This is a genomic window from Armatimonadota bacterium (genome assembly GCA_022563855.1).
Taxonomy (GTDB): domain Bacteria; phylum Armatimonadota; class Fimbriimonadia; order Fimbriimonadales; family Fimbriimonadaceae; genus JADFMN01.
In genome coordinates this window covers 154,259-179,261 of record JADFMN010000004.1, presented here as the reverse complement: position 1 = coordinate 179,261, position 25,003 = coordinate 154,259, and the positions used below count along the sequence as shown (strand labels likewise).

Genomic DNA, 25,003 nt, shown 5'->3' with positions numbered 1-25,003 from the left:
TCCGAGGAAAGCTCGTTGGAGACCTTCTATAACATCCTGCTCGGCGTGAGCGTATTCGTCGCCGTTATATTCACCTTGCTAGTGCTCGTCACCGGCAAAGGCGACGCGATGGCCGGCGGCGCTGCTGGAATCCGAACGACTTTCAAGGGCAAGGCCAGCTTCGACGACAAGATCACGAACATCACCTACGTCCTCGGCGGCTCGTTCATGCTCTTGATGCTGATCTTGGCTATGCTGAGCAGCAGGATCAACTAAAGGGAGTGTGCGGGTGGCATCGATCACCCTGATCCATACCAACGACACGCACGGACGCTTGACGCCCGCGAAACTGCCTTTTCTCCTGTCGCTTCGGGCGGAGGTGGACCTGTATTTCGACACCGGCGACTGCATCAAGGCCGGAAACCTCGCCGTTCCTGTGAAGCCAGATCCTGTGTGGCCGCTGTTGGCCGAAGCGGCGTGCGACGCGGGCACGATCGGCAACCGAGAGTCGCACGTTCTGAAATCCGCTTTCACTATGAAGCTAAAGGGAGCCGCGCACCCCTTGGTCTGTGCGAACCTTCATCTCAAACGGGGTGATGATCCTCTGCCATCCACTTGGACTCTCGACGCCGGTGGGATGAAGGTCGGTATCGTGGGCGTGATGGTGCCGATGGTGACAACGCGGATGAAGACGCAGGCGGCCAGCGCGTACCTGTGGGACCAGCCAGTGCCCGTGGCGGTCTCTCTCGCGGCGTCGCTCCGCCCTCAGGTCGATCTGCTGATCGCGCTGACGCACATCGGCCTCGCAAAGGACCGGCTTCTGGCCGAGGCGACCACTGAGTTCGACCTGATCCTCGGCGGACATTCGCACACGGTCTTAGAGCAGCCCGAGGTCGTCAACGGCACGCCGATCTGCCAGGGCGGGTCGCACGCGCGGTTCATCGGACGGTACGTCTGGGACTCTTCGTCGGGGCTGGTCGAATCGGAGCTTGTGCCGTGGCCTTGATGAGCGCTTCTGGGCTCGGGCGGCGGTTCGGCGCGCGGTGGATCTTCCGAGGACTTGAGTTTGAGCTGTTCGGTGGCAATGCGCTGTGCGTGCTGGGGCCCAACGGAAGCGGAAAATCGACGTTGCTGCGCATCCTCGCGGGGCTGCTGTCGGCGAGCGAGGGGTCGGTCGATCCGAAGCCTTGCGACAGCCGCAGCGTGCTCGGCTATGCGGCGGTTGATTTGGCGCTCTATCACCATCTGACCGCAAGAGAGCACCTGGAGTTCGCCGGGAGGTTGCGCGGGCTTGCCTCCCCTCGTGTTGAGCTTCTAGACACAGTCGGTCTGACCGACGTAGGAAAGAAGCCGGTCGGGCAGTTCAGCAGCGGGATGCGCGCGCGGCTGAAACTAGCTCTGGCGATCCAGCACGAGCCTCCCGTATTGCTCCTAGACGAGCCATCGGCCTCGCTCGATGAGAACGGGCGAGAGATCGTCGCGCGCATCGTATACGAGCAGAAAAGGCAAGGCGCGGTGGTCATCGCGACCAACGACCCCAGCGACAGGAGGTACGCGACGCATGAGCTCGAGCTGGCTTGACCAGGCGGTCGCGGTGTTCCAGAAGGAAGTCCGCACGGAGTTCCGCTCGAAGCACGGGCTCTTCACGGCCGGCATGTTCGGCGTGCTGACCGTGCTGACGATGGTGTTCTCGACCTACATCGACAAGCCGAGCCCGTCGCTCGCTGCGGGGATGCTCGTGGTCGCGCTCGTGTTTGCGGCGGTCTCGACCCTACCCCGGACCATGATCATCGAGGACGAGCAGGGGACGTTCGAGCTCTTGCAACTGCTCTCCGATCCGTCGGCGGCGTTCTTCGGCAAGGCGGTCTTCAACGCGCTACACATGCTGATTGCTTCGCTGCTGCTTGGAGGGGTGTTCGTCGCGATGGTCGATATACCTGTCGTCAAGGGTACGGTGTTCGTGCTCGGACTTGCGCTTCTCGCGCTGGCTCTCGCCGGTGGGACGAGCTTCTGCGGAGGGCTGGTGCTGGGCGCGGCGAACCGGTGGATACTGGCGGGGCTCGTCTCCCTTCCGTTGCTCGTGCCCGTCGTTTTCCTAGGCGTCGGCGCTCTGCAAGCCGGGCTTGGATCTGGGCTGGACCAGCAGGGGAACCAGAGCCTGGTCGCGCTGGCCGGTTACGCGCTCGTGACGCTGGCTGCCGGCCCGATACTGATCGGCCAGGTGTGGAGGAACGACTGAGCCTTTCCCTGGGCATTTCCGGGCGGCTTGTTCAGAATAGAGGTTGAAGATGAATTGGAAGACGCCGCTCTTCGTTTTGGGCTGCATCGGCGCCGTCGTCTACGCGCTGACTGCGCCGCCCGCCAAGTCGTTCCCTAATCCGGAGCTGGCCCGGATCCTGTTCTTCCACCTCCCTTGTGCGTTCGTCGCGACGGGGTTGATCATTCACTCTGCTTGGCTGGGAATGCGGTTTCTCCAGACTCGCGAACACGGTTTCGACGCGCGCAACGCTGCGGCAACAGAGCTGGCCCTGCTTTTCGCGGCGCTGACGATGGCGTCGGGGATCGTATTCAGCAGGGTGCAGTGGGGCGCGTGGTGGCAGAACGACCCACGACAGACGTCTTTCCTGATGGTGCTGATGCTGTGCGGCGCTGGAGTCGCGATCCGCGGCGGGCTTGTCGATGAGGTGAAGACCGCGAAGGCCGCATCGGCGTACTCGGTCGCGACGGTGCTGCCGATGCTGTTCCTGATCTTCGTCCTGCCGCGCATCCTGGTCTCGTTCCACCCTTCGGACACCCTGATCGGCGGCCAGCTCGACGGCGCCTATTGGTTTGGTATCCTCTGCGTCTTCGCGCTGATGGTCTGGGCGACTCGGTACATGTACGTCAAGCGGTACGGGAAGCGGCTGGCTGTCAGTGGAGAGACGTCGGATGGGAGAGTCGTCCGGCCAGTCCCAGTGTCGCTGACAGACGACGAGTAGCTCATCACGCTGCCTCTGGCCGTAGTTCAGTCACTTGCCGCAGAATCCGGTGTCTACCTCAACTAGCCAGCCCCATAACCGCGCTCCTTCGATCCGCTCAGGATGACGGTTTTGGGGCTGGCTACTGGCACCTTGGTTCCGCTCAGAATGACGGTTTTGGGGCTGGCTTGCCGACGTCGCCGGGGCGTAATCCCCCGGAGCGCGGGCTCTTAGCCCGCATCCAGGCCAGTGGACTCTCAGTCCACTGAATACTCAAGCTGGGCGAGCCCGGACAAACCGAATCGGAACTGTCCGTGGCACACCGTCCGGCGGTCGGCGCGGCTCGCGGGGACGCTCGCCCTCCCGAGGGAAGTCGAAAGTCGTGAGTCAGCGTTGAACACACCCGCCGATCCATCCATCGTGGTGCGGGTCTCCAGATTTGCACCCCGAAGGCGAACGGCGCGGCAGCCCGTGAGCCAACGGCCACGAGATCAGACTTTCAAGTCGACGATTCCGCTCACGCCGACTCCGTCCACGGCCTTGATATCCTGAACGCGCGTTATGTCGATCGAGTCGACCGGGATCAGCGCCCGCAGATGAATCTCGCCGAACAGCTCAAGCTCGGGCGAGGCAACGGCCTCGACCTTCTCGACGTTCGCCTTCGCGCCGGTCACCTGTGCTGCGCCGATGGCGCCGCGGGCACCTAGCCCGATCGTGATGATCGGCACGACCTTCGTGAAGCTGTCCTCTGTGTCGGTGTGCCCCGTCAGCTTGTTGAACTCCTTGTTGATGTCACCGCCAAACTGCTTGACAGCATAGCCGACGCCGAAGATCTTTATGATCTGCTTGATCTGCGGTACGGCGAGAGCGGACACAGCGAACAAGGCGACAGTCACCAAACCGATTCTAAAAACGTTCCTTCTCATTGACTTCATGGATGTGCTCCTATCTATTAGACGGCTTAGCTTACCGCTCGACAACGCAGTCCTATCGCCGCCGTTTTGAAAGTCACAAATTGACGCGGGCCCGACCAGGGGTCGGACCCGCGCCTGTCGTTTAGGTCAAGTTCAGTCTAGAACCGTACAGTCGCCTGTACGCCCAGAATGCCACCCTTCCAGACGCTGGTGCCTGAGAAGGTGCCCGAGTTGAGCGGCATCATCCCGTCGCTGAACAGGTAGTGGATCGCCACGTCGGCGTTGTCGCTGACCGCGTAGTTTAGATCAATTGAGTACCAATTGAAGTCAACCTGCTGGGCGCTGAGCATGGATCCATCAATGTTCTCCCAACCGAGGTTCGCAGTCCAGTTGCTGTTCAGGTCGAACGCGACACCAACCTCAAAAGCGGTGAGGTCGTCGTTGCCCATCATGATGCCGAAGGCACCCATGGCCGCGCTCTCGGCTGGCTCGAACCTCCTCCAGCCACCTGACAGCCTGACGTCGTTGCCAACGTCTAGCCAAAGATGCGCGCCGACCACGTCGACGTTCGCTGGGTTGAAGTACGGTCCTACTCGACCCCAGGAGCCTTCAGCACCGAAGTTGCCTTCGATCATGCCGTAGTACGCACTGGCGCCCCAGTTGCCGCCAGGCTCGTAGCTCAGGCCAACCACCGTAGCGGTGTTGTCGCTGTTGAGGACGGATGCGTCACCGAGATAGAAGTCAGTCTGCGAGAACACTCCGTATACGCCGAAGTTATCGAAGTCGAATTCCACCTGTGCGCCGAACGTGCGCATGCGGTCTTCGCCAGCGACACCAAAGGCGCCGATCGTGTTGGACTGCTCCCAGTAGTGGACGCCCTTCAGCGTGCCGCTGCCGCCAAGATCAAAGTCCAGCTCGAGGCCGAACAGAGTCTCGCCCATCATGCCGGTCCACGGTACACCCCCGGAATTGATGAAGTCATCGACTCGCGCGAGCAGAACCGTAAGGTCTGCGCTGCCAAAGCCGAAGACGGATCGAATTCCGTCGAGCACGTGCTTTCCATTGTTCGTGCGCGGATTGTCGTAGAACTCCGCGTAGTGAGGTCTGGCCAAGAAGAACGGGCCGCTGGAGTGATAGAAACGACCGACGGTCATGTCGGCGTCCTGTCCTATCCAGTCTGTTGCGAAGGTGATGTTGGCCTCATCGACCCACATATCCTCGGGGCCTCGCTGACCGTAGCCCTCGCCCATCAAACTGCCATTCCAGTTTGCGAAGAGTCCGAAGCCGAAATCTCCGTAGGCGTTCGAGGAGTTGATGGAAGCCTTCCACGCAGCGCCGTTGCCTGCATCGCCGTCAAGCGTGATGTTCAGGTTGTGATACACCTGGAAGGTGCGGTCCATGCCAACCGGGTTGCCGCCCACTTCACCAGTTACACGTCCGGTCTTTGTCAGACCAAGCATGCCGTCGGTCGAGTGGCCAGCGAGCCCCACGAAGATCAGATCTCCGCTGAGGTTGACCCTGTCGCCTGGCCCTTCCAGACCGGATACCCGGTTCTCGAGGTCGGCCATGTCCCGCTTCATCGCGTCCATGTCGACGCCGAAGGAGGCCATCTCCTTCTCGAACTCGCCGGCGAGCCGCTTCATTGAAGCGATGTCCGCCCGCATTGAGCTCACGTCGGGGATGCTGGTCTTGATCGCGTTGATCTGCGCCTGGAGCTCGGCCATCTGCTCCTCGGTCGCGCCCGTCTTCATACCTTTCACGTATGCGTCCAGGGCGTTCAACTGGTCGCTGAGGCCGGCCATCTTGCCCATAGCCAAGCTATAGAGGTTGTTGATGGCGACGGCGAACTCAGCTCGACTCATCGGACGAGAGGGGCGGTACAAGCCGTCGGGGTAGCCGAAGAGCACGGAGCCCTTCAGGTTGGCCAGCGCCTCGTATGCCCAGTGATTGTCCGGCACGTCTGGGAAGTTGCTCTGCGCGGCGGCTGGCATGACCAGGCCGACGCTAAGGGCAACGCCCAGCGCGAACTTGAGCGTTCGATTCATTTTTTTCGCTATATTTCTCCTGTCAAGATTTGCGTGCAGGACAGGAACAGCGCCTAGGGGGGGCCGATGAGGCAAGAGCTCTGACCAACTTTCCTTCAGTTCCGTGTCAATGCCCAAGCCGTCTCGGTCACAGCCTGGCGACGCATCCTGCGTCTGCTCGCATGCGCCAGAATTGCTCCTGGCTCGCCCTATTATGGTTCGGACTGAATCTGATATGCAACGGTATGCCGGAAAAAGTACCAACACCCGGTGGATTTGAACCTAGGATCGGATCATTCCGAGCAATTCCCCCGCCTTTTCGTCGACCAGCGCCGGGCTCGCGCGCGATTCGACGTTCAAGCGGATCACGGGTTCGGTGTTCGAGCCGCGCAGGTTGAAGCGCCACTCGTCGAACTCGACGCTCAACCCGTCGATCTTGTCGATTTCGCCCGTTTTATACCTAGATTCGACCCGCTCAAGCGTTCCGGGAACGTCGTCAACCACCGAGTTGATCTCGCCTGAGCACGGGTACCGCTCGATCATTTCCGCAACCATCTCACCAAGCGGTTGGCCGGTCTCCGAAATCAGTTGGGCGATCAGCAGGAACGGGATCATCCCGCTGTCGCAGTACCAGTTGTCCCTGAAGTAGTGGTGGGCGCTCATCTCGCCGCCATAAACGGCGTTCTCAGCCCTCATCTTCTCCTTGATGAAGGCGTGGCCGGACTTGCAGATCACGGCTCTGCCGCGGGCCTTTTCGACGATCTCAAGCGTGTTCCAGGTTAGGCGCGGGTCGTATACGATCGCCTCGCCGGGGTTCTTGGCCAGCATGGCACGGGCCAGTACGCCGACGATGTAGTACCCCTCGATGAACCTTCCCTGCCCGTCAAGAAAGAAGCAGCGGTCGTAGTCCCCGTCCCAGGCCACTCCAAAGTCGTAGCCGCCCTTCTGCAACTCGTCTTCGATGTCCTTGCGGCTGTCCGCGAGTATCGGGTTGGGGACTCCGTTAGGGAAGCTCCCGTCCGGCTCGAACTGCATCTCGGTGATCTCGAGCGGCAGGAAGGGAGCGAGCTTGTTGATCGCGATGCCCGCCCCGCCGTTGCCGGCCTTGGCGACCACCTTTAGCGGCCTCATGGTCGCCGGATCGCAGAACTTGAGCAAATGCTGGACGAAGTCGTCGTAAACGTCCTTCTCTCGGTTAGTGCCGCTCCCCTCGCACTCCCATTTGCTCTCGAAGGCGCGCCTCTCGATCGAGTAGAGCCCCGTGTCGCCGCTGATCGGGCGGCTCTCAGAGCGGACCATCTTCATTCCGTTGTCGCCGGGCGGGTTGTGGCTGGCGGTGATCATGATTCCGCCGTCAAAACCGTAGTGCGCGGTCGCGAAGTAGACCATCTCCGTGCCGCACAAGCCGATGTCGGTCACGTCGACTCCCGCGTCGTTGAGCCCTTTGGTCAAAGCCTCGCTCAACTCGGGCCCGCTCAGGCGGATGTCGTGCCCGACTACGACGCGCTTCGCCTCGGTCTCGTCAGCGAACGCGCGCCCGATCTTGTACGCGAGATCGGCGTCGAGATCCTCCGGCACACGCCCGCGCACGTCGTAGGCCTTGAAGCAAGCGAGATGTTCGCCCATCGCGGGGAAGGTACCTGAGACGAACCAGTAAGATGCTGTGAACCGATCCCCGTTCCAACGGCTCTATTGGGGCGGAAGAGAAACCCGATGCTCGAGCGAAGGCTTGTCCAGCGACTGTTGAGCGGAGACGAAAGGGCCGCGCGCCGTTTCGTCGACGACCACTACGGGCCGCTGTTGCGCTTCCTTCGCTACTTGACCGGCTCCGAGGAAGAGGCGGTCGAGCTGACACAGCAGACCTTCGTAAAGGCGCAGGACGCGCTGGCGGAATTCCGGCACGAGTCGAGTCTGCGTACTTGGCTCCGTTCGATCGCGTACCACGAGTTCACGCACTGGCGCAGAGACAGGCAGGAGACTGTGGCGTTGAGCGAGTCGGTGGAAAGTCCGGCTGGGCTCACCGAGGACGGGATCGTCCTGCAACAGGCCATCGATGCGCTTCCGGACGAGCTTCGCGAGACGTTCGTGCTGCGCGAGATCGACCGGCTCTCGGTACGAGAAACAGCAGAGGTGCTCGACGTACCCGAGGGGACGGTCAAGTCGCGCTGCTCGCTCGCCAAGCAGCGCCTGCGGCGCAAGCTGGCATCGGCATGGGACTTTTCCGACACGCGATCCTGCGAGGTGGAACATGGTTGATAGGCGATTTAGGAAGGCGCTGAAGAGCGTCCGGGCGACGGCTCCGACGACGGGGATCGAGACGGTTTACGCACGCTACCGGGTCTTCGACCGCCCGGTGAAGAGGATCAAGGGGGCAGCCCTTTACTCGGCGCTGGCGTTGATCCCAGTGCTAGTTACAGTCGCGACACTGCTCTTGTCACAACCTGCCAAGGCAGTCACCCTAGCGGACATGGCCGATGCGCTCGAAAGCGAAAACGCTGTACACATCACGTACAGGTTCGTCGACAGCGGAATCGAGGGAGACGTTTACCGTGAGGAGTGGCGAGAGGGAACCAAGTACAGGCGCTGGTCAGGCCTCGCAAGGCGGATTCCTCGGTCGGACAGCGGGTTCGACGGCCGGCGCTCATGGCGGGTCGATTTCGAAGGCAAGAACGTCGAAATCGGCATCCGCCTACCGGGAAACCAGATCAATGAACTCGAGACCATCGACGACATTATCAAGCGCTATAGGTTGGTATCGAGAGAGAATCCGAAGATCGAGCGCAAAGTCGTCAACGGCATGGAGACCCTTGTCTTTCAAGCCCACCTGAAGTACGACTACAGTCCGTTCAGAATCGAAGTCACAGCCGACCCGGAGACCAGCCTTCCGATCGAACAGAAGAAGTTCAGCATCACGAGCCAAGGCAAATGGGTGTTGCAATGGATCGTGCGGTTCGAGTATCCCGACGACATTCCAGACGAGGTCTTCGAGCCGCAAGTGCCTGAGGGGTTCGTCGCCTACGACTGCGACAAAATTGTAAGGGACTTGCTTGCCGGATTCAAGGGCGATGCCCCGAAACAAACGGTCAAAGGGATTGAGATCGTGTTGCTCGGCGCCTTTCAAGAAAGGGACGGAACTGTGCGCATTCTATGGACAGGCGGGGCTGTGCCACCGCTGTTCGCCGAGGCGGCGGTCTTCGATACCAGCGGCAAACAACACCTGGTCGACTTCTGGTTCGAGGACGACGATCGCACTCGCGAGCGGAACTACGGAATCCCGCCAGAAAACCCTCCACCTCGTGTGGCACGGGAGGATATCGTGGTAAAGCTGAGGCCGATGGGGTTCCACAAGGGCGAGCCGTACTACTGTCTGCAGTTCAACCCTGGCCGCGTCGAGCCAAACCAGGCGGTCACTTATAACGTCGTGATCCCTGTTTGCGAGCCTGTGGAGCCGTACATACAGAAACCGGGCGAGTACGTGGCGCACCGAGCGAGCGGCAAACAGGTCGGTTATGCAACGTTCCGCGTCACGACGATACCAGTCCGGGGTTGGGGATTTGTCATCACCGATCAGATCGACCCAGACCACTTATTTGTCACTGGTCGATATTCAGCAAAGAACATCGGAATTACTCAGGAAGAAGAAGCGGCGCTCCGCAAAGAGCGAAGGAAACGGGTTTTAGAGAAAATGCGGCGTCAAGCAGGGCCACCTCCGGTTACGGACGGCAAGTAGAATGGCGCCATGCCAGCGAAACTGATCGGCGCGCACATGCCTATGGCGGGCGGGCTGCACAACGCCGTGCGAAACGGCAAGGCGATCGGGTGCACCGCCCTGCAGGTGTTCACCTCCAGCCCTCAGACCTGGCACGCCAAGCCGATCACCAACGAGATGGTCGCACAGCTGACCGAGGCGCTGGAGGAGACCGGAATGGTCGGCAAGATCGTCAGCCACGACTCGTACCTCATCAACCTCGCCGCTCCCGAAGAGGAGAAGCGGCAGAAGAGCATCGACGGGCTGAAGAGCGAACTAATGCGGTGCTCGCAGCTCGGCATCCCGTACGTCGTCAGCCACATGGGCGCGCACATGAAGCAGGGCGAGAAGGTCGGGCTGGCGCGAGTAGCCGAGGCCGCCAAGCAGATCCTGGACGACACGCCGGACGACGTGATGATCCTGATGGAGACGACCGCCGGGCCGGGCACCGTGCTGAACTACCGGTTCGAGCATCTGGCGACGATCATCGACGCGGTCGGCGGGCATCCGCGCTGCTGCGTGTGCCTCGACACCTGCCACATCTTCGCCGCCGGGTACGACATCCGGACTGCGGAGACTTACGAGGAGACGATGGCGGAGTTTGATCGCCTGGTCGGGTGCGACCGGATCAAAGCGATCCACTGCAACGACAGCAAACACGAACTCGGCACGCGCAAGGACCGGCACGAAAACCTCGGCGACGGACTGATCGGCAAAAAGGCGTTCCAGTGCCTGGTGAACGACAAACGGTTCGAGAACACCCCGATCCTGGTCGAGACCCCCGACGCCGACGAAATGCACGAGGTGAACGTCGGTCGCCTGTGGAAGTGGGCGAAAGGCTGATCGCTTCGGCTCGGCAATATTCCACATTCCCAACGATTTCACACAAGTAAATTTGCCAGCTTCTCAGAATTTGTGCCAACTCTGACCCTGAGGATTAGTTCCTTCAACCCGAAACCTGAAGTAGAGCTTTATGTTTGAGCTGATCGTACGAGTCGCATTGGCATCCGGGGTCATGGCATCCGCAGGGATTCTGGGAAAGCCGGACTTTGGGATGGCGTGGCAGGCCGCGCTGCTCTTCGCGTCGTACTCCTACCTGGCGTACCTGATGGAAGGGAAGAACTCGCGCAACGCCGGCATGTCGGGTCTGATCGCGGTCGCAGATGCGGGCGTTATCGCAGCGCTTCTCGCGAACGCCGGCCTTTCCACGACGTTCAGCGGACTCACGATCATCCCGATGGCCTACGCCACTCTGAGGTTCAAGGCGAACGCCGCGATGATGGCGCCGCTGATCGCCTCGTGGCTCTTGGTCGGAGCGAACCTCTTCGGAGGCGGCAACGCGTTCACGCCGCTGCTGCTGGTCAACGCTTTGGGCGTGCTGATCGTTGGACTGGGCCTTGGCTGGGGCAGAGCTAAATACGACGCCCGACAGCTGGCGAAGCAACGCGAGGAAAACGTATTCGAGTACGAAACCGAAGAGGAGATCCTCGAGCCCGCGAGCACGCCTGCCCCACTGCCTGCGGCACCAGAGGCCGCGAGCGCTGCGCTGAAAGAGAGCTTTCGAGAGCTGTCCATTCGGACGCGCAGACTGGAACGGAACAGCCGCGGCGCCAGCAACGCGGTCAAGTTGTACGAGAGCGTGACGTCGACTCCGAGCTCGCCGTACCTAGCGATCGCCGAGACAGCGAAGACAATTTTTGGCGCGCAGGCAGCCGTTCTCTACACGATCACGAATTCCGGAGAGACGCTAACCGCCCGATCTGCGACATTCGGATCGAATACGGGCGGGGCGAACTCGTTCCGGGTATCCAAAAAGGACTCCGAAAAGTCGATCCGAGAGCAGGTCGAGCGGACTCTGTCGTCGATCTCTACGCCCGAAAGAGGGCGCGCCGTCGGCAGTTTGATCCTCAAGGTGAACGGCAAGATCACCGGCTTGCTCGCACTGTTCCATCGCGACCAAGCGGCCCTGACAGAGTCCATGAAGCAGGTCTCTGAGACCGCAGACTTTCTCTCGTGCATGGTGGCAGAGCAGGTTGGCAAGGATGACCAACGCCGCAGACTGCGCGAAGCAGAGCTACTGTATTCGGTAGCGACTACGACGAGCGGGGCGCACACGCCCAAGACTCTTGCCAAGCGCGTGGTTCGGGAGCTGTGGGATACGCTAGGACTCGACCACCTCGCGATCTCGCTGATCGAGGACGGCGAGGAAGTCGAAGTCGCGCGCCAGGGGATCGAAAAGAACTTCCTGCAGCACTTTTCGTTCGCGAACGGCCCCGGATTCGCAGGCTGGCTGCAGACTGGCGCGCCCGAGGTTTGTGCGCTCAATGCGCGTGAGGACAACCGGCTTTCGAAGAACGAAGCGCTGCGCCAGCGAATCGGTAGCTTTGTGCTCCTTCCGCTCCAATTCGGAGAGAAGCCGTTCGGGTTCGTCACCGCGATGACGAATCGAGTGGACGGCATCGACGACGGAGGACTCGAAACCCTCCGAATCATCTGCGCCGAGCTGTCGCAGGCGTTCGCGCGCCTGACGAACGGGCATCGCGACGCCGAAGGGCTCGCGACCCCAAGGGAGTTCTTTGAAATCGTGCGATCGAACAACTACGGCTTTATGGTGTATCTAGACGTCCCGAGAAAGGACGATCTGATCAGTACCTACGGGGGACCGGCGGTCGAGCACGCGATACGGAAATTTGCGCTCACAATCAAGTCCAAGCTGCCGTCAGGCGCGGCGATGTGCCGACGTGCTGAGGGCGACTACGTAGTCTTCCTGCTCACAAGAGACGAGGAGTTCGCTACTAGTTGGGCCAACGGCGCAGCTGCGACAGCATCCATGGTTGCAGTCATGTCACCGGATGGACAGACTCGAATCCCACTTGCTCTGAGAGCTAAAGTTGCCGCTGTTCACCAGCAAAATCACCAGCTTTCCACACAGAAGGTCGCTTAATGTACAAATCCAGTATGCGAAAACGTGTCTCGACAGGCCACACTAACTGCGCAGTTGCAGATAAGTCGACGCACTTGACGTTGGACGTTGAAGGCCGTGCATCGTGAGGGACATTCACGACCTGAGAACGTGTCGAGCGCAAACGACGACGACGCAACAGACTGTTTTTTCGAGCGCTGCGGCAGGCTGTAGGGCGAAAGCTGTCCTGGCGCTTGATGTTGGTTTACAGGCGAGAACGATGTTGTACGCATACGATTGGCAAGGCGCATTAGACAACTGCCGTGATCTTCTCAAGCGAGACCCTGATCACCTGGGCGCCCTGGAAGTTTCGGCGCAAGCCCAGTGGTTTGCCGGCGAATACCTTGAAGTTATCCGCACCACGACACGGCTGTTGAAGCTAAACCCGATGGAGCCAGGATACCGATACACCCGAGGAATGTCCTATCTTTCTCTCGGTCAGCTGCACTACGCATACGGCGACTTCTCCGATGCGCTGGCGCAGAGCGATGATCCGCGATTCTGCGCGCAGGTGCATGCGGCGCTCACAGCGGTCGAGCAGTGGCGACAGGCTGGTCCGAACGTAGTGGAAAAAAGGAAGGCGCTGGCCGCCGCCCGCTCTCTTCCGCCGTTTGGAAACATCGGAACGATCATCAACTAGGCGTCGATCACCCGAGCAGCTTCTCGGCGTCCGTCGTCCGCTCCCAGGGGAACGACGGGTTCCCGAAGTGCCCGTTCTTCGCAGTCGGCAGATACTTTGTGTCCAGCAGTCCCAGATAGTCGATGATTCCGCGCGGAGTGAGGTCGAACGTCTCGCGCACGCGCTCTGAAATCTTCTCCGGCTCCAGATGTTCTGTGCCGAACGTCTCAACCTGTACGGCAACTGGGTGTTCGACGCCGATCGCGTACGCAAATCCGATCTGGCACTTGTCGGCCATGTTTGCCCCCACAACGCTCTTCGCCACGTGCCGGGCCATGTACGCCGCGCTCCTATCGACCTTCGTCGGGTCCTTTCCGCTGAACGATCCGCCGCCGTGAGGGCACAGTCCCCCGTACGTATCGACGATGATCTTGCGGCCGGTCAGCCCGGTGTCGCCCTGGGGTCCGCCAACGACGAAGATGCCGGTGGGGTTGATGTAAAACTTGATGTCGGACGATGCCGCCTCTGAGTACTCCGCCAGGACCGGCTCGATGATGTACTCGTGGACGATCTCAGTAACGGCCTTGTGCGATAGATTGGGGCTGTGCTGCGTCGAGAGCACGATCGTATCGACCTTCGAGGGCTGGCCGTTCACGTACACTACGGAGACCTGCGCCTTTGCATCGGGCCGCAGACCGAGCGACGGGTGCTTCCTGCGCACGTCCGCCGACCGACGCATCAGCGCGTGCGCCATCGCGATCGGAAGCGGCATCAGCTCGGGCGTCTCGCGCGTGGCCAAGCCGAACATCATCCCCTGGTCCCCGGCGCCACCTCGATCCACGCCGACTGCTATGTCTGCGGACTGCTCTTGAATCGCGACCACGACTCCACAGGAGCTCCCATCGAAGCCGAGTTCGGTGTCTGTGTATCCGACGCTCTTGATCGTTTCGCGCACGATGTTGGCGACCTCGATGTATCCGTCGATGGTCACCTCCCCTGCTATGACGGCAGTACCGCGCGTCAGCAACGTTTCTATAGCAACGCGCGCGTTCCGATCCTGAGCGAGGGCTGAATCGAGCAGCGCGTCTGAAATCTGATCCGCCAGCTTGTCCGGATGCCCTTCACTAACCGATTCGGACGTGTGAATCTTCTGAGCCATCGTACTGATTATAGGTCAATTCCGGGTCAAAACTGGTCCGTCATGAACATCTGGGGCAAAGCGCTCATGCCGACCCCCATGACGTGCAACACGTGGCGCCTGTCCTTCAGCGGAACTGCAAACCTGTCGGTCATCGAAGCAAGACCAGTCCACTCAGTTTCCTCCGGCAGCGGCCAACGCTCCAGCGCCGGCTCCAAGATCGCCTCGCGGCACAACCCGGGTTCAAGGCATATGTAGCCGCCACCCGCTCGCTCACAGGTCCTGAGCACCCACGACCAGAACTTCCATCGAAGCTCGTCTCGTCGCAGCCGATGATCGTCAGCCTCGGCCCAAGCATCGTAGACGCCACGGATCTCCTCATCCGTCAGCACTGGGCGCACGCCCGGCTCCGGGTCGGTGATGAGCCTGCCACGGACGACCTCGTCCAGCATCTTAAAGCCGACGCGCTCATACACCTTTGTCTCGTGTGCGAACAGCAGCGCTGCAGGCTCGCCGCTCTCTTTGCCATGTGCCAGCACGTGCTCCAAAATTCGTTGTCCGTAGCCCCTTCGCTGATACTCCGGGCGGGTGGCGACGCCCGCGATTCCGAACGCCCTGCCCCAACCGAAGATCAGCGGCGTCGTCGTGAGAATAGAGCGCATCTCGCCGTCTTCAAAAAGGCACCACTTGCGGTTCAGATCGAACATCGGCTCAGACCGAAATATGGATCGAGCCATATCGATGTCGAGGTTGAAGACCAGGCAAAGCAAGTGAAGGAACTGCTCTGCTTCGCTCTCGTCGATCGTTCGAATCTCAACCACGCAAAAACATCTTAGCAGGCTATCTGCGCCGTATATCGAGCGTTACCCTAACCGTAGCTTCGCCGACGAGCTCGACCCCTGCGGGGATGATCAGCGCTACGTCGATCGACGTGGACTCGGTCAGGCCCGTCAAGTCTATGGATGCCGTACCGATCATGCGAAGTCGCGAAAGCACGTCGCTGCTACCGCGTATCTCGACCTCGGTCGGTTCGACGGAGTAGTCGAAGAAGCGATGTGAGAACGGCACTTGCCCTATGAATGATGCCGTGACGAAAAGCGGCCTTCTCGTCGGAGCCAGGGACAGCGCCGGGCTTACGGAGACGAACTCAGGACTGATCTCAACGATCGCGACCGGCCTGTTCTCGTCGCCAAGCGCCTCGAGTCTGACGTCGAACGCACTGCCGGGTCGAGCCTGCGTCACATCTACGATCGCACGCACGCTCTTGACCTGCGAAACAACTGACTTCGGTCCGCTGACAACCGCCGTGCTTGGAGCTGCGTTCAATCCCAAGAGCGTGTACGCGCCAGGAGGAACGCCCATCGCGGAGACTTCAATCTCGAACGTCCGCCGTCCCATCTCTTCAATCCCAATTTCGATCAAGGGTCGGTCCGGCGAGATCGTGACGCCGCGAGGAACAGAGCCGCCTATCCCAATGAGGTAGCGCGCAACTCCATCTGCAGCCTTTGAGAGGTTGACTTTAGCCGTGATTCGTGCCGTGTCGAGCCGGTCAAGCTGCTGCTTTGAACCGGAAGCGACCACCTTTATGCGCTGCGGGCTCTGAACGACGACGAGATCTTCCGGCAGATTCTCCCACTCCAACACCGCATCGAACTGAAGCTCACTGTTAGGGTCGAGCCTCGTCTGCAACTGAACGAACAACAGCAGCGAGATCACGAGAGAGGCGATGAACAGCAGGATGTTGTCTCGCCGCGACCAAAGAAAGTCGATGATTCCGCTCATTGATCTGCCACCTCGGCCGACTCGGATCCAGCCAAATCACGCTGCTTGCGGGTCCATCTTAGCCGCGAGCGCCCAACGTTGCGGATCTGCTTCGACATGAACTCTCGCAACTCGACCTCGGATTCCAACGGCTGGAGTTCACCGTTTTGGGCAACCATGATATCGCCGCGCTCCTCGCTTACGATGATGACGATTGCATCAGACTGTTCGCTCATTCCGACGCCAGCTCGGTGACGCATATGGTAGTGAGTGTCTATTTTGCGGCTATCGCTCATCGGCAGGCGGCAGGCAGCAGCCAGAACCTCGTCGCCGCGAATGACGATCGCGCCATCGTGCAAAGGGTTGCCGTGGTAGAAAATCGCACCAATCAGTTCCGCCGATACCTTCGCGTGAACCGGCACTCCCGTGTCGGCGATGTTTGCCAACTGCGCCCCACGCTCGATGACGATCAGCGCGCCAATGCGCTGCTCGGCCATCGCTCCGACCGCAGTAGCGATCTCGCCCAGCGTCCCTTCTTCGGGAGCACCCCGAAAAACGATCAGCTTCTCCGTCCAGAGGCCGAGTTTCCCGAACCCTTCAACGGCCTGGCGCAGTTCGGGAAGGAAGAGGATCACGATCGCGACCGGAGCCAAGATCGTCGCCTTTTCCAAAATCCAGTGCAGCGTGCCAAATTGAAAGTAGTCGCTCAGCCACAACACCGCCAAGAAAACGAACACGCCTACGACGATCCGCCAAGCGCGAGTCCCCCTGATCAGTTTCAAGATTCGGTAGTTCAGATACGCGACCAGGAGAATATCAAGGACGTTGATGAATCCCCGCTGTGATAACCCGAACAGATCAGTAAAGAACTCTTTCAAGGGTGCGCGTACCCATTTTAACCGAACGGGCTGAACCTCGTGAGGGCGGCGCGCCACTCTGCGCCGGTTTGGTGCCGATCCGCTAGACGCCTAGGTTATCGCGCGTAATCCCTAAGTGCTCTTCCAGGGCCTGGAGCACTTCGGCGGGGTTCTCGGGCTCCAGCGGCAGTCTCGGACTTGGCGAGGCGATGACGCCCAGAGCGTGCAGGACCGCCTTGTTCGCAGCGGGCTGGCGCTGAGCGCGGATCGCCTGGATCACTGGGAGCAGTATCTTGAACTTGGCCTCATCCAGGTCGGCGACGACCTTTGCGAGCCACTGCGGCACGCAGTTTGCTGCGCCGCTGATCGTGCCTGTCCATCCAGCCTGCAAAGTTTCCAAGAGAAGCGTTTCATCGCCGACGAACAGGTTTTTCCCCTCGGGTACGGCTCGCCGGTACGCTTCGATGTTTGCACGCTCGCCGCTGGAGTCTTTGAATCCGATGACTCTCTCGTGTCCGGCGAGGTCGGCAACGAACGCCGCGCTCATCGTGAACCCCGTCATCTTCGGGAAGTTGTACGCGATGATCGGACACGGGCTGTTGTCGGCCAGCTCGACGAACCACGCCGCAACTCCCTTCTCCGAAGCGGATCGAAAGTACGAGGGCGGCATGACCAGCACCGCTGACGCACCGTTCTTCGCCGCCTGCTGGCACGACCATTTGGCCTCGTCAAGACTAGGCGTAGCGATCCCAAGGATCAGATCGAGACGCCCTTTGCACCTTTCTGCCGTGCGCAGCAGGTCGCGCTTTTCATACGCGCTCAGCGACGGCCCCTCGCCGTTCGTCCCGGCCAGCACGACCCCTCGGCAGCCCGCCGCCTCGAAGTACGCGAGCAACCTCGCTACCGATGCCTCGTCGACCTGCCCCTGGTCGTCCATCGGAGTGACGGCGGCGGGGTAGACGCCATGCGACAACATCCGGTCAGTATAATCCCTGCCTGGTGAAATAGAGCCGATGTAGGTGGGCCTCGAGTTCCTCGGCGCCTCGCACTTTTACGGGCCTGATGTGTTTCTTTACAAGCTAATTCGACCCGACCGACCTATTATTTGATACAATAGCAGTTCGTCGAATGGAAAGTGACAGTAGCTTAACGCTACTTTTCAGCCTGCTGCTACTTCTGGGCAACGCGTTTTTCGTTGCAGCCGAATACGGCCTCGTGGGGGCAAGGCGAAGCAAAATCACCGCGCTGGCCAAGAGGGGCAATCGGTCGGCAAGGCGCGTTCTGGTAATGCTCGACGATCGCGCTACGTACATCGCTGGCATCCAGATCGGCATCACGATGTTCGGCATTGCGCTTGGCGCGCTGACCGAGCCGTTTCTCTCCCAGGTGATCCTCGGGCTCGTTTCTACGCTGCCGAGCCAGGTCGCAAGCACGCTGGCGATCATCGCCGTCACCTACCCGATGGTCGTGATCGGCGAACTGCTTCCGAAGTACGTCACGCTGCGATACTCCGAGCGCGTGGCGATGCTGCTGGTCAACCCGCTTCGCTTGATCATCCCCGTGCTCAAGCCGGTCACTTGGCTGTTCCGCACGACGACGGTGCTGATGCTAAAGCCGTTTCGCGTCGATATGGACGCGCGGCAGACAGAGGGCATCTCTCGCGAAGAGTTCGCCGTGATGGTGCAGACGAGCCAGAGCGAGGGCGAGTTCGACGAGGCGCAGGCGTCACTCCTCACGAAAACCCTGAGATTCGACACCCTTGACGCCAACGACGTGATGATTCATCGGCTGGACATCAAGTGGTTGGAACTAGACACGCCAAGGGACGAATTGCCCGCCAAGATCGCGGCGATACCGCACAGCCGGATACCGGTCTGCGTCGGGGACATCGACGAGCTTGTCGGCGTCGTGTACGTCCAGGACATCCTCGCGCACTGGGACGACGACGACTTCAAGATCGACAGGATCATGCGCGAGCCCGAGTTCGTCCCCGAGACCCTTACCCTCGACCGCATGATCGACCTGATGCGAGACATCAAGACGCAGATCGTCATCATCCGCGACGAGTACGGCGGCACGAGCGGCCTCGTAACGCTGGAGGACGTCGTCGAGGAGATATTCGGAGACCTGGAGGATCGGCTCGAGAGCGAGCGGCCAGCGATCGAGAGGACCAGCGAGTCGCGCGTCACCGCCCGGGCAGAGGTGCGCTACGACGAACTGATCGCGTTCTTGAAGTTCGACTTGAACGGAGAGGACGTGACGACCGACACGCTGGCGGCGCTCATCGTCAAAGGGCTCGGTCACGTGCCGCACCTCGGCGACACCGTCGAGCTGCCGATCGGAACGCTCAAGGTCGAGAACATGGCTCGCCAGCGCATCACGCGCCTGGCCGTGTACCTGAATCCGGAAGCGCTCAATCCGGTGGAAGACGCTGAGTAAGCAAGGCGGATTTGCGTTCGACACTCCAATGGCAAGCTGCTTCTTCCCCCCAACGAGGGGGAGGATTGAGGAGAGGGGGCGAAACAACACAGTCCTTTCCTTTCTCGGCTTGCTCCCTGCCAAGGAAGCCTGAACGGCAAGGACTGAATCCCTCAAACCCCTCACCCAACCTCTCCCTCAAGGGGAGAGGAGTTAGCCGGCCCAAGTGTGCCACGGTCAGGCCCGCAGGGTTTGTCCGTGCGGGGCAGGAGGGTGGCGCTCCTGCGACACCGCGCCAGCGACTGGCGCAGATGATTCAGCCAAAGGCTGCTCGGTCTCTGATACACTGGGACTATGGGTAAGAAGATAGGGGCCTGGATCGGAGTTGGGACTTGCGCTGTCCTGGCGGCCGTTCTCCTAAACGGCTGCACGGAATCATTCGACGTAATTGTCATCAACACGACCGACGAGACGATCAGCGTAAAACTGGGCCTTAGAAAGCCGCTTACTGTCGAGCCCAATTCATACAAAGTACAGGAGAAAGGTCTCAGGGACCTCACGTTTGCTGGTAATGATTTCGAGGTCTTCTCTGAGGACGGTCGGCTACTGGGGATTATCAAAGTGCCGAAGTCAAGGGTTAGCGATAATCTGTATTTCAAAAACCTATACGTTCTCACGGTTGCCGAAACCGACCTGATGACGACGGACGAATTGATCGACTATGAAGCTGACAGACAGATTGACAGACAGATGGAGTTCGTGCTCATCGCGACGGTCGATCTTGAATTCGCAGACCTCGTCACCCATCTGTTTCAGGAGAACGGGATTGAAATTGAAGGGTACACAACCCCTCGCGGGTTCAATATCAAAGTAATGAGAAATGACAAAGCTCAAGCAGTTGAACTCCTAGAACAAAATGCGGAGGAGAACGGCTACGAGAATAACTGGAGAGGCAGGTAAAGGTCGAGTCAATTGGCTTGGCGTGAGGAGCCGTGTGCCACGTTCGAAAATGGACTGAGAGTCCAAGTGCCGGGATGCGGACTAAGAGTCCGCGCTCCGAATCCCTCCCCAGGGCCAAACGGTCTTCGCATGCCGCAGATCCTCGTGGCCGGGGGAGGTTAGGAGGGGGCCGAGAAACAGCGTCTAGCTTTGTATTCCTGACCGATGTTCGATACTGTCGCAAGCTAAGGTCGCCCAGGAGGACGACCCTCCAGGGGAAGGTGCGAGCAGCGCGGAGCAGGGAGCAGAACAAACCCGATCGGCTCGAAGCGCGCGTCATGCCGCGCGGATGCAAAGCGCTGTCAAGCCAGCGCACTCCCACACTAGCCGAACGCCGCTAAGCAGTCCGCCGCTGGCGGGAGCTGAGCAGCTTGAGGCGAGAGCGGTACTTGTTCACGGTTCTGCGGGCTATCTTCACACCCTTCTCCGCTAAAATCTTGCGGATGCGCTCGTCGCTCAGCGGGCCGTCCGGGCTCTCTGTGCTCAAAATCTCCTCGATCATCTTCTGGACGCGTAGCGCAGGCTTGAAGAACACCTCGAACGGGATGATCTCACCGTTCGGAAGCTGGCAGAACTTGCCGTTCGTCGCGCGGCTGATGCTGCTCTCGTGCACTCCGAGATCGCGGGCGAGCTTCGACCGGGTCAGCGGTTTGATGAATTGGTAGTTGCCGGTGCTGATGAACCCGCCCTGGTGGTCGACCAGGTACTTAGCCATGTCCCCGATGAGCCTTCTGCGCTGCTCCAGCGCCTCCTTGAACATCGTAGCGCGTCCGATGAACTGATCGACGTGTCGCTTCTCGTCCTTTGGGGCGTTGGCGGTGTTCTGCAGCTCTTGCTGACGTTGCAGATACGTTCTGCTGACGCGCAGGCTGAGCGGTGACGGCCCCAGCACTTCGATGATCCAGCCCGCCTCGTCGAGAGTGAAGCTGACATCGGGATTCGCAGGGACTACGCGCTCGTGTGGAGGCGCAACGCCAACGGCAAACCCCTCGCCCGGGAACGGTCGAAGGGAGAGGATCACCTCGAACGCTTGCTCGATCAGCTCCGGATCAACCTTGTGCTTCCGCTGGATCGCTTTCGCGTTTCTAGCAACAAGCTCATCCCAGCAGTTCTTCAACATAAACCGCGCCAACCGCTCGGCATCGCCCTCCGGACGCCGCAGCTGGAGCAGCAACGCCTCTCGAAGATTGGTCGCTCCGATTCCAGCCGGCTCGCACTGCTGAAGCAGTTCGAGCACGTTCTCAGCTGACTCAAGGCTCGTCTTACAGTCGAGCGCCGCGTCTTCGACCGTGCAATTCAGATAGCCGCGGTCGTTCACCGAGCCGATGAAGTAATGCATCAACTCGCGGTCCTCCTTGGCAACGACGCGGCCAAGCTGGGCGCGCAGGTGATCCCACAGAGTGTCGCAGCTGGCGGTCAGATCGACCCAGTCAGGGCGCTGGTCGGAGTCGGCCGGCATGGATCGGCGAGCCTCATAGTCCGTCGAGGACCTCTTCAACTCGTCCGGTGCCACGACCCTGAGAACTTCCTCATCAGAGATGGGCGCATCGGGCTCGTCAATCCGGTCCATCGCGGGGTTTTCGGCAAGTTCGCGCTCTATCGCCTGCTGCAGCTCGGCCTGACTGAGCTGCAGGATCTTGCTGCCGAGTACGACCTTCGGATCAACGCGAGTCGAAGTCGTCAGCGATGTGCGTGTGCTAGCGCGTAACCCGTTTTGCATCGTGCCCTGTACCTTGAAGAGCTCACTCTTCCTTGGTTCGCGGTACTAAGCAGAATCATCGGTACTGAACCTGGTTCTAGCTCACTGTTGGCTTTACCAGAGTTCGAACATCGGGCACTTCGGCCGGCCCCGGCGTGTATCGCGTAGACTCAAGGCTCAGGCATGTTTACAGGGATCGTCGAAAGTCTTGAAGAGGTGTTGCAGTTCGACGGAGAGCGATTGTCGGTCGCTCGGCCCGACTCTTGGGATCATCTCAGCGTCGGCGAGAGCATCGCGATCAACGGCTGTTGCCTGACGCTCGCGGCACAAAATGACAGCCTGGCGTTCGAGGTCAGCGAGGAGACTCTCGGACGGACAACGCTCGGTGGGCTACCGGCCGGAACCCAGGTCAATCTGGAACGGGCGTTGAAGGTCGGTGCCAGACTCGGCGGACATTACGTACAGGGGCATATCGATTGTACGGGTCGTTTCGTCGATCGAAGTTCGGGCGGCTCGTGGCGCTTCCAGATCCCCGATCAGTTCGCGAAGTACCTGGTCGACAAGGGCTCCGTGGCGATCGACGGCGTTAGCCTCACAGTCGTCGAACCGGACAAGGGCGACTTCAGCGTTGCCGTCATCCCGCTGACGCAGGAGAAGACTTCCCTGGGGCAACTGACGGCGGGCGATGCGGTCAACATCGAGTTCGACGTGCTCGCGAAGTACGTCGAGGGGCTCCTCGCTACCCGTCAATGACGACCTTGGTGAAGTCGCCAGCGAGCCTCAACGTGTCGCCGACGGCCTTCGAAAGTTGCAGGCGAGCTAAGCGGACAGCATCGTCGTCGGCCATGACCATCGTCGATTCGAAGAACGCATTGATCGGATTTGCCAACGTCTGCAACGCATCGCACAGATCTTCCACGGCTTCCGATTCTTCAGCCTTGCCGGCCTTGACAGCCACGTCTTGAATCAGCGCAAGGAGCGCCGCGCCATCAGCTGAATCCAGCGCCGCTTCTTTGGGCAGCCCGTCCGCAATGTCTTCCCCGGACTCGACGGCCGCCGCCACGATATTGATCGGTCTCGTAGCCGTCTGCACGAACGCGTCGTCGTGGGTCAACCGTTGCAGCGCTTCGATCCTCAGACCGACGCGCCGCGGACTGAACAGGTCGTCGGGTGAGCGATCCATCATCGCCGCGCTCAAGATATCGCTGCGCACATCGGGGAAAGCGACCTCGTATCGGCTCTCGAACAGTTCTGCCAGGTGCGAGAACGCTTTGCCTCGATCCAGCGCGATGCCCTGGGCCTCGTACAGCCCCACCGCGTGATCGAACAGGCTAATGTAGCCGTGGAAGGGCTGAGACCACCGGAGGGCCGCGTCAGTCAGCAGAGCGGCCGCCCTGCGCAGCGCGAACGGGTCGCGGGAGCCGGTCGGCGACCGATCAGTCCCGAGGAACCCTGCCAGCCTGTCGATCTGGTCGGCCATCGTCAGCCGAATCCCAGTTCGAGCTTCCGCGCTGTCCGGCAGCGGATTTGCGTCGAGGTCGTACTGTGTGGCGATCGCCGCACAAACCGGCCCCGGCATGCCCTCCCGCTCGGCGTATACGCCACCGATGACGCCCTGCAACGACGGCAGCTCGCTCACCAGCCCGGCTGATAGGTCCGCCTTGGCGTACTTGCCAGCTGTCATCGCCTGATCGCGCTCGCCCTCATCGGCGCCCGTCGCGGTCGCAATCGCCCCGCATAAGCTCTCTAAGCGCGATGAGCGATCTAGAACTGTGCCCAGTCCATCGGCGAACGTCATCCTTGCGGTCGCTTGCAAGAACTGGTCGAGCGTCATCCTCAGGTCTTCGTCAAAGAAGAACTTCGCGTCGTTGAACCGCGCGTTGAGCACCCACTGGTTGCCGCTTCGCACGACGCTCTCATCGCCGCCGTTTCGAATGCTCACAAACTCGTTGGCCAGCTTGCCGTTCGAGTCGCGAACTGGGAAAAACCTCTCGTGCTTGGCCATTGCGGTCACCAGTACCGGCTCTGGCAGCCCTAGATACTCCTTTGGGAAGACCCCCTTCAGCGCGACCGGGCTTTCGGTCAAGAAGACGTTCTCCTCCACCAAGTCGTCCGTCAGCTCGACGCGCCCGCCGGACACCTCGTTCGCGCCCGATCTAATCGCCTCTTCGCGGGCGTCCGGGTCGGGCTCGACGTCGCGCTCTCGCAGACCCGCAACCAGTTCGTCCAGCGTGCAAGCCTCGAATTCGCCGGTAGAGTTGAACCTGTGACCTCGGCTCAGCAGTCCCGATCGCACGCCCTCAAGGTCGAACTGCACGCACTCGCCTCCGAACGCCGCCAGCACCCACCTGATCGGACGGGCGAACCGCATCTTCGTGCCGGCCCAGCGCATCGTCTTGGCGAAGGCCAGCGCGCGGACAGCGCTCGGGAGCACTTCCTGTAGGATATCGATCGTCGGCCTTCCCGGCACGTTTTTTGTGACCCACACGTAGCCGTCCCTTTCTTGAACCTGGTCTGCGGCCACGCCTTGCCCCTTGCAGAAGCCCTCCAGCGCCCGGGTCGGAGTTCCTGAATCGTCGAACGCAGCGCTAACGGACGGACCGCGCTGCTCGACCACCCTGTCAGGCTGCATGGCAGACACGTTTTGAACCTGGACAATGAGCCTCCTGGGCGTTCCCATGCTGGCAACCTCGCCGAATTCGACCCCGGCAGACCCAAGACCGTGGAGCACTTCGCGCTCCAATTGCTCGTAGGCTGGTCTCACGGCAACGGCCGGAAGCTCCTCAGTGCCAAGTTCGAACAGCATCTCAGGCATGTCGCAAACGAGTGTACCGCTGGGATTTTGTTGCCCCAGATTTGACCCAGGTGACGATAATCAGTAGAATGGTGCGGGCACAACCGGATTGAGCCCTTGTAAAAGAATCGTTA

General features: G+C 60.6%; 23 protein-coding genes. 13 read left to right on the top strand and 10 right to left on the bottom strand.

Annotation, left to right across the window (positions count from 1 at the left end):
* Window positions 1-15 precede the first annotated feature (15 nt).
* The 5 genes from IH944_06815 to ccsA are packed head-to-tail and all read left to right on the top strand — an operon-like array spanning window position 16 to window position 2,957.
* Complete coding sequence (locus IH944_06815) at window positions 16-255, top strand: preprotein translocase subunit SecG (protein MCH7904265.1); 240 nt, start codon at window positions 16-18, stop codon at window positions 253-255.
* Between the two features lie 13 nt (window positions 256-268).
* A complete protein-coding gene (locus IH944_06810) occupies window positions 269-985 on the top strand; it encodes a bifunctional metallophosphatase/5'-nucleotidase (protein ID MCH7904264.1) in 717 nt (238 codons plus the stop codon).
* Window positions 985-1,560 carry an ABC transporter ATP-binding protein gene (locus IH944_06805; protein ID MCH7904263.1) on the top strand — a complete coding sequence of 192 codons (576 nt, stop codon included), beginning with the start codon at window positions 985-987 and terminating at the stop codon, window positions 1,558-1,560. The genes IH944_06810 and IH944_06805 overlap by 1 nt, the downstream gene beginning before the upstream one ends.
* The gene (locus tag IH944_06800) at window positions 1,541-2,218 is read left to right on the top strand and encodes a heme exporter protein CcmB (GenBank protein ID MCH7904262.1); all 678 of its coding nucleotides are present in this window, start codon (window positions 1,541-1,543) and stop codon (window positions 2,216-2,218) included. The genes IH944_06805 and IH944_06800 overlap by 20 nt, the downstream gene beginning before the upstream one ends.
* Window positions 2,219-2,267: 49 nt before the next feature.
* A complete protein-coding gene (gene ccsA, locus IH944_06795) occupies window positions 2,268-2,957 on the top strand; it encodes a cytochrome c biogenesis protein CcsA (GenBank protein ID MCH7904261.1) in 690 nt (229 codons plus the stop codon).
* 470 nt (window positions 2,958-3,427) lie between these two features.
* Here the strand turns inward: ccsA and IH944_06790 are convergent, their stop codons facing one another.
* The 3 genes from IH944_06790 to IH944_06780 form a co-directional block, all read right to left on the bottom strand.
* On the bottom strand, window positions 3,428-3,871 hold the full coding sequence (locus IH944_06790; protein MCH7904260.1) for a hypothetical protein: 444 nt from the start codon (window positions 3,869-3,871) through the stop codon (window positions 3,428-3,430).
* 137 nt (window positions 3,872-4,008) lie between these two features.
* A complete protein-coding gene (locus IH944_06785; protein MCH7904259.1) occupies window positions 4,009-5,895 on the bottom strand; it encodes an S-layer homology domain-containing protein in 1,887 nt (628 codons plus the stop codon).
* Between the two features lie 261 nt (window positions 5,896-6,156).
* Window positions 6,157-7,500 (bottom strand): phosphomannomutase, encoded by a 1,344-nt coding sequence (locus tag IH944_06780; protein MCH7904258.1) that lies wholly within the window; start codon window positions 7,498-7,500, stop codon window positions 6,157-6,159.
* Window positions 7,501-7,587: 87 nt separating this feature from the next.
* On the opposite strand from IH944_06780, the gene IH944_06775 reads away from it, so the two are divergent.
* The 5 genes from IH944_06775 to IH944_06755 all read left to right on the top strand — a co-directional run bounded on the left by IH944_06775 (window position 7,588) and on the right by IH944_06755 (window position 13,224).
* The gene (locus IH944_06775) at window positions 7,588-8,130 is read left to right on the top strand and encodes an RNA polymerase sigma factor (protein ID MCH7904257.1); all 543 of its coding nucleotides are present in this window, start codon (window positions 7,588-7,590) and stop codon (window positions 8,128-8,130) included.
* Entirely contained in the window at window positions 8,123-9,604 is a 1,482-nt protein-coding gene (locus IH944_06770; protein ID MCH7904256.1) for a hypothetical protein, read from the top strand. Before IH944_06775 ends, IH944_06770 begins: the two co-directional genes overlap by 8 nt.
* A gap of 9 nt (window positions 9,605-9,613) precedes the next feature.
* Window positions 9,614-10,465: a deoxyribonuclease IV gene (locus tag IH944_06765; GenBank protein MCH7904255.1), complete on the top strand. Its 852-nt coding sequence runs from the start codon at window positions 9,614-9,616 to the stop codon at window positions 10,463-10,465.
* 130 nt (window positions 10,466-10,595) lie between these two features.
* Window positions 10,596-12,566 carry a GAF domain-containing protein gene (locus tag IH944_06760; GenBank protein ID MCH7904254.1) on the top strand — a complete coding sequence of 657 codons (1,971 nt, stop codon included), beginning with the start codon at window positions 10,596-10,598 and terminating at the stop codon, window positions 12,564-12,566.
* A 238-nt stretch (window positions 12,567-12,804) separates the two neighbouring features.
* Window positions 12,805-13,224, top strand: coding sequence for a hypothetical protein (locus IH944_06755; GenBank protein ID MCH7904253.1), 420 nt, complete (start codon window positions 12,805-12,807; stop codon window positions 13,222-13,224).
* Window positions 13,225-13,231: 7 nt separating this feature from the next.
* On the opposite strand, the gene IH944_06750 is transcribed toward IH944_06755, so the two are convergent.
* The 5 genes from IH944_06750 to IH944_06730 form a co-directional block, all read right to left on the bottom strand.
* Entirely contained in the window at window positions 13,232-14,362 is a 1,131-nt protein-coding gene (locus tag IH944_06750; protein ID MCH7904252.1) for a methionine adenosyltransferase, read from the bottom strand.
* Window positions 14,363-14,388: 26 nt separating this feature from the next.
* Complete coding sequence (locus IH944_06745) at window positions 14,389-15,162, bottom strand: GNAT family N-acetyltransferase (protein ID MCH7904251.1); 774 nt, start codon at window positions 15,160-15,162, stop codon at window positions 14,389-14,391.
* Between the two features lie 19 nt (window positions 15,163-15,181).
* Entirely contained in the window at window positions 15,182-16,123 is a 942-nt protein-coding gene (locus IH944_06740; GenBank protein ID MCH7904250.1) for a hypothetical protein, read from the bottom strand.
* Window positions 16,120-16,980, bottom strand: a complete 861-nt coding sequence (locus IH944_06735) for a TIGR00159 family protein (protein ID MCH7904249.1) — start codon at window positions 16,978-16,980, stop codon at window positions 16,120-16,122. The genes IH944_06740 and IH944_06735 overlap by 4 nt, the downstream gene beginning before the upstream one ends.
* An 82-nt stretch (window positions 16,981-17,062) precedes the next feature.
* The gene (locus IH944_06730) at window positions 17,063-17,935 is read right to left on the bottom strand and encodes a dihydrodipicolinate synthase family protein (protein MCH7904248.1); all 873 of its coding nucleotides are present in this window, start codon (window positions 17,933-17,935) and stop codon (window positions 17,063-17,065) included.
* A gap of 152 nt (window positions 17,936-18,087) precedes the next feature.
* Here IH944_06730 and IH944_06725 point away from each other — a divergent pair, with 152 nt between their 5' ends.
* Both IH944_06725 and IH944_06720 read left to right on the top strand, forming a co-directional pair.
* Entirely contained in the window at window positions 18,088-19,398 is a 1,311-nt protein-coding gene (locus IH944_06725; protein ID MCH7904247.1) for an HlyC/CorC family transporter, read from the top strand.
* Between the two features lie 333 nt (window positions 19,399-19,731).
* Window positions 19,732-20,337 (top strand): hypothetical protein, encoded by a 606-nt coding sequence (locus tag IH944_06720; protein MCH7904246.1) that lies wholly within the window; start codon window positions 19,732-19,734, stop codon window positions 20,335-20,337.
* 376 nt (window positions 20,338-20,713) lie between these two features.
* Here the strand turns inward: IH944_06720 and rpoN are convergent, their stop codons facing one another.
* Entirely contained in the window at window positions 20,714-22,096 is a 1,383-nt protein-coding gene (gene rpoN / locus IH944_06715; protein ID MCH7904245.1) for an RNA polymerase factor sigma-54, read from the bottom strand.
* A 162-nt stretch (window positions 22,097-22,258) separates the two neighbouring features.
* Here rpoN and IH944_06710 point away from each other — a divergent pair, with 162 nt between their 5' ends.
* Window positions 22,259-22,828: a riboflavin synthase gene (locus tag IH944_06710; protein ID MCH7904244.1), complete on the top strand. Its 570-nt coding sequence runs from the start codon at window positions 22,259-22,261 to the stop codon at window positions 22,826-22,828.
* Here the strand turns inward: IH944_06710 and glyS are convergent.
* Window positions 22,815-24,890: a glycine--tRNA ligase subunit beta gene (gene glyS, locus IH944_06705; protein MCH7904243.1), complete on the bottom strand. Its 2,076-nt coding sequence runs from the start codon at window positions 24,888-24,890 to the stop codon at window positions 22,815-22,817. The genes IH944_06710 and glyS overlap by 14 nt on opposite strands.
* Window positions 24,891-25,003: the final 113 nt, after the last annotated feature.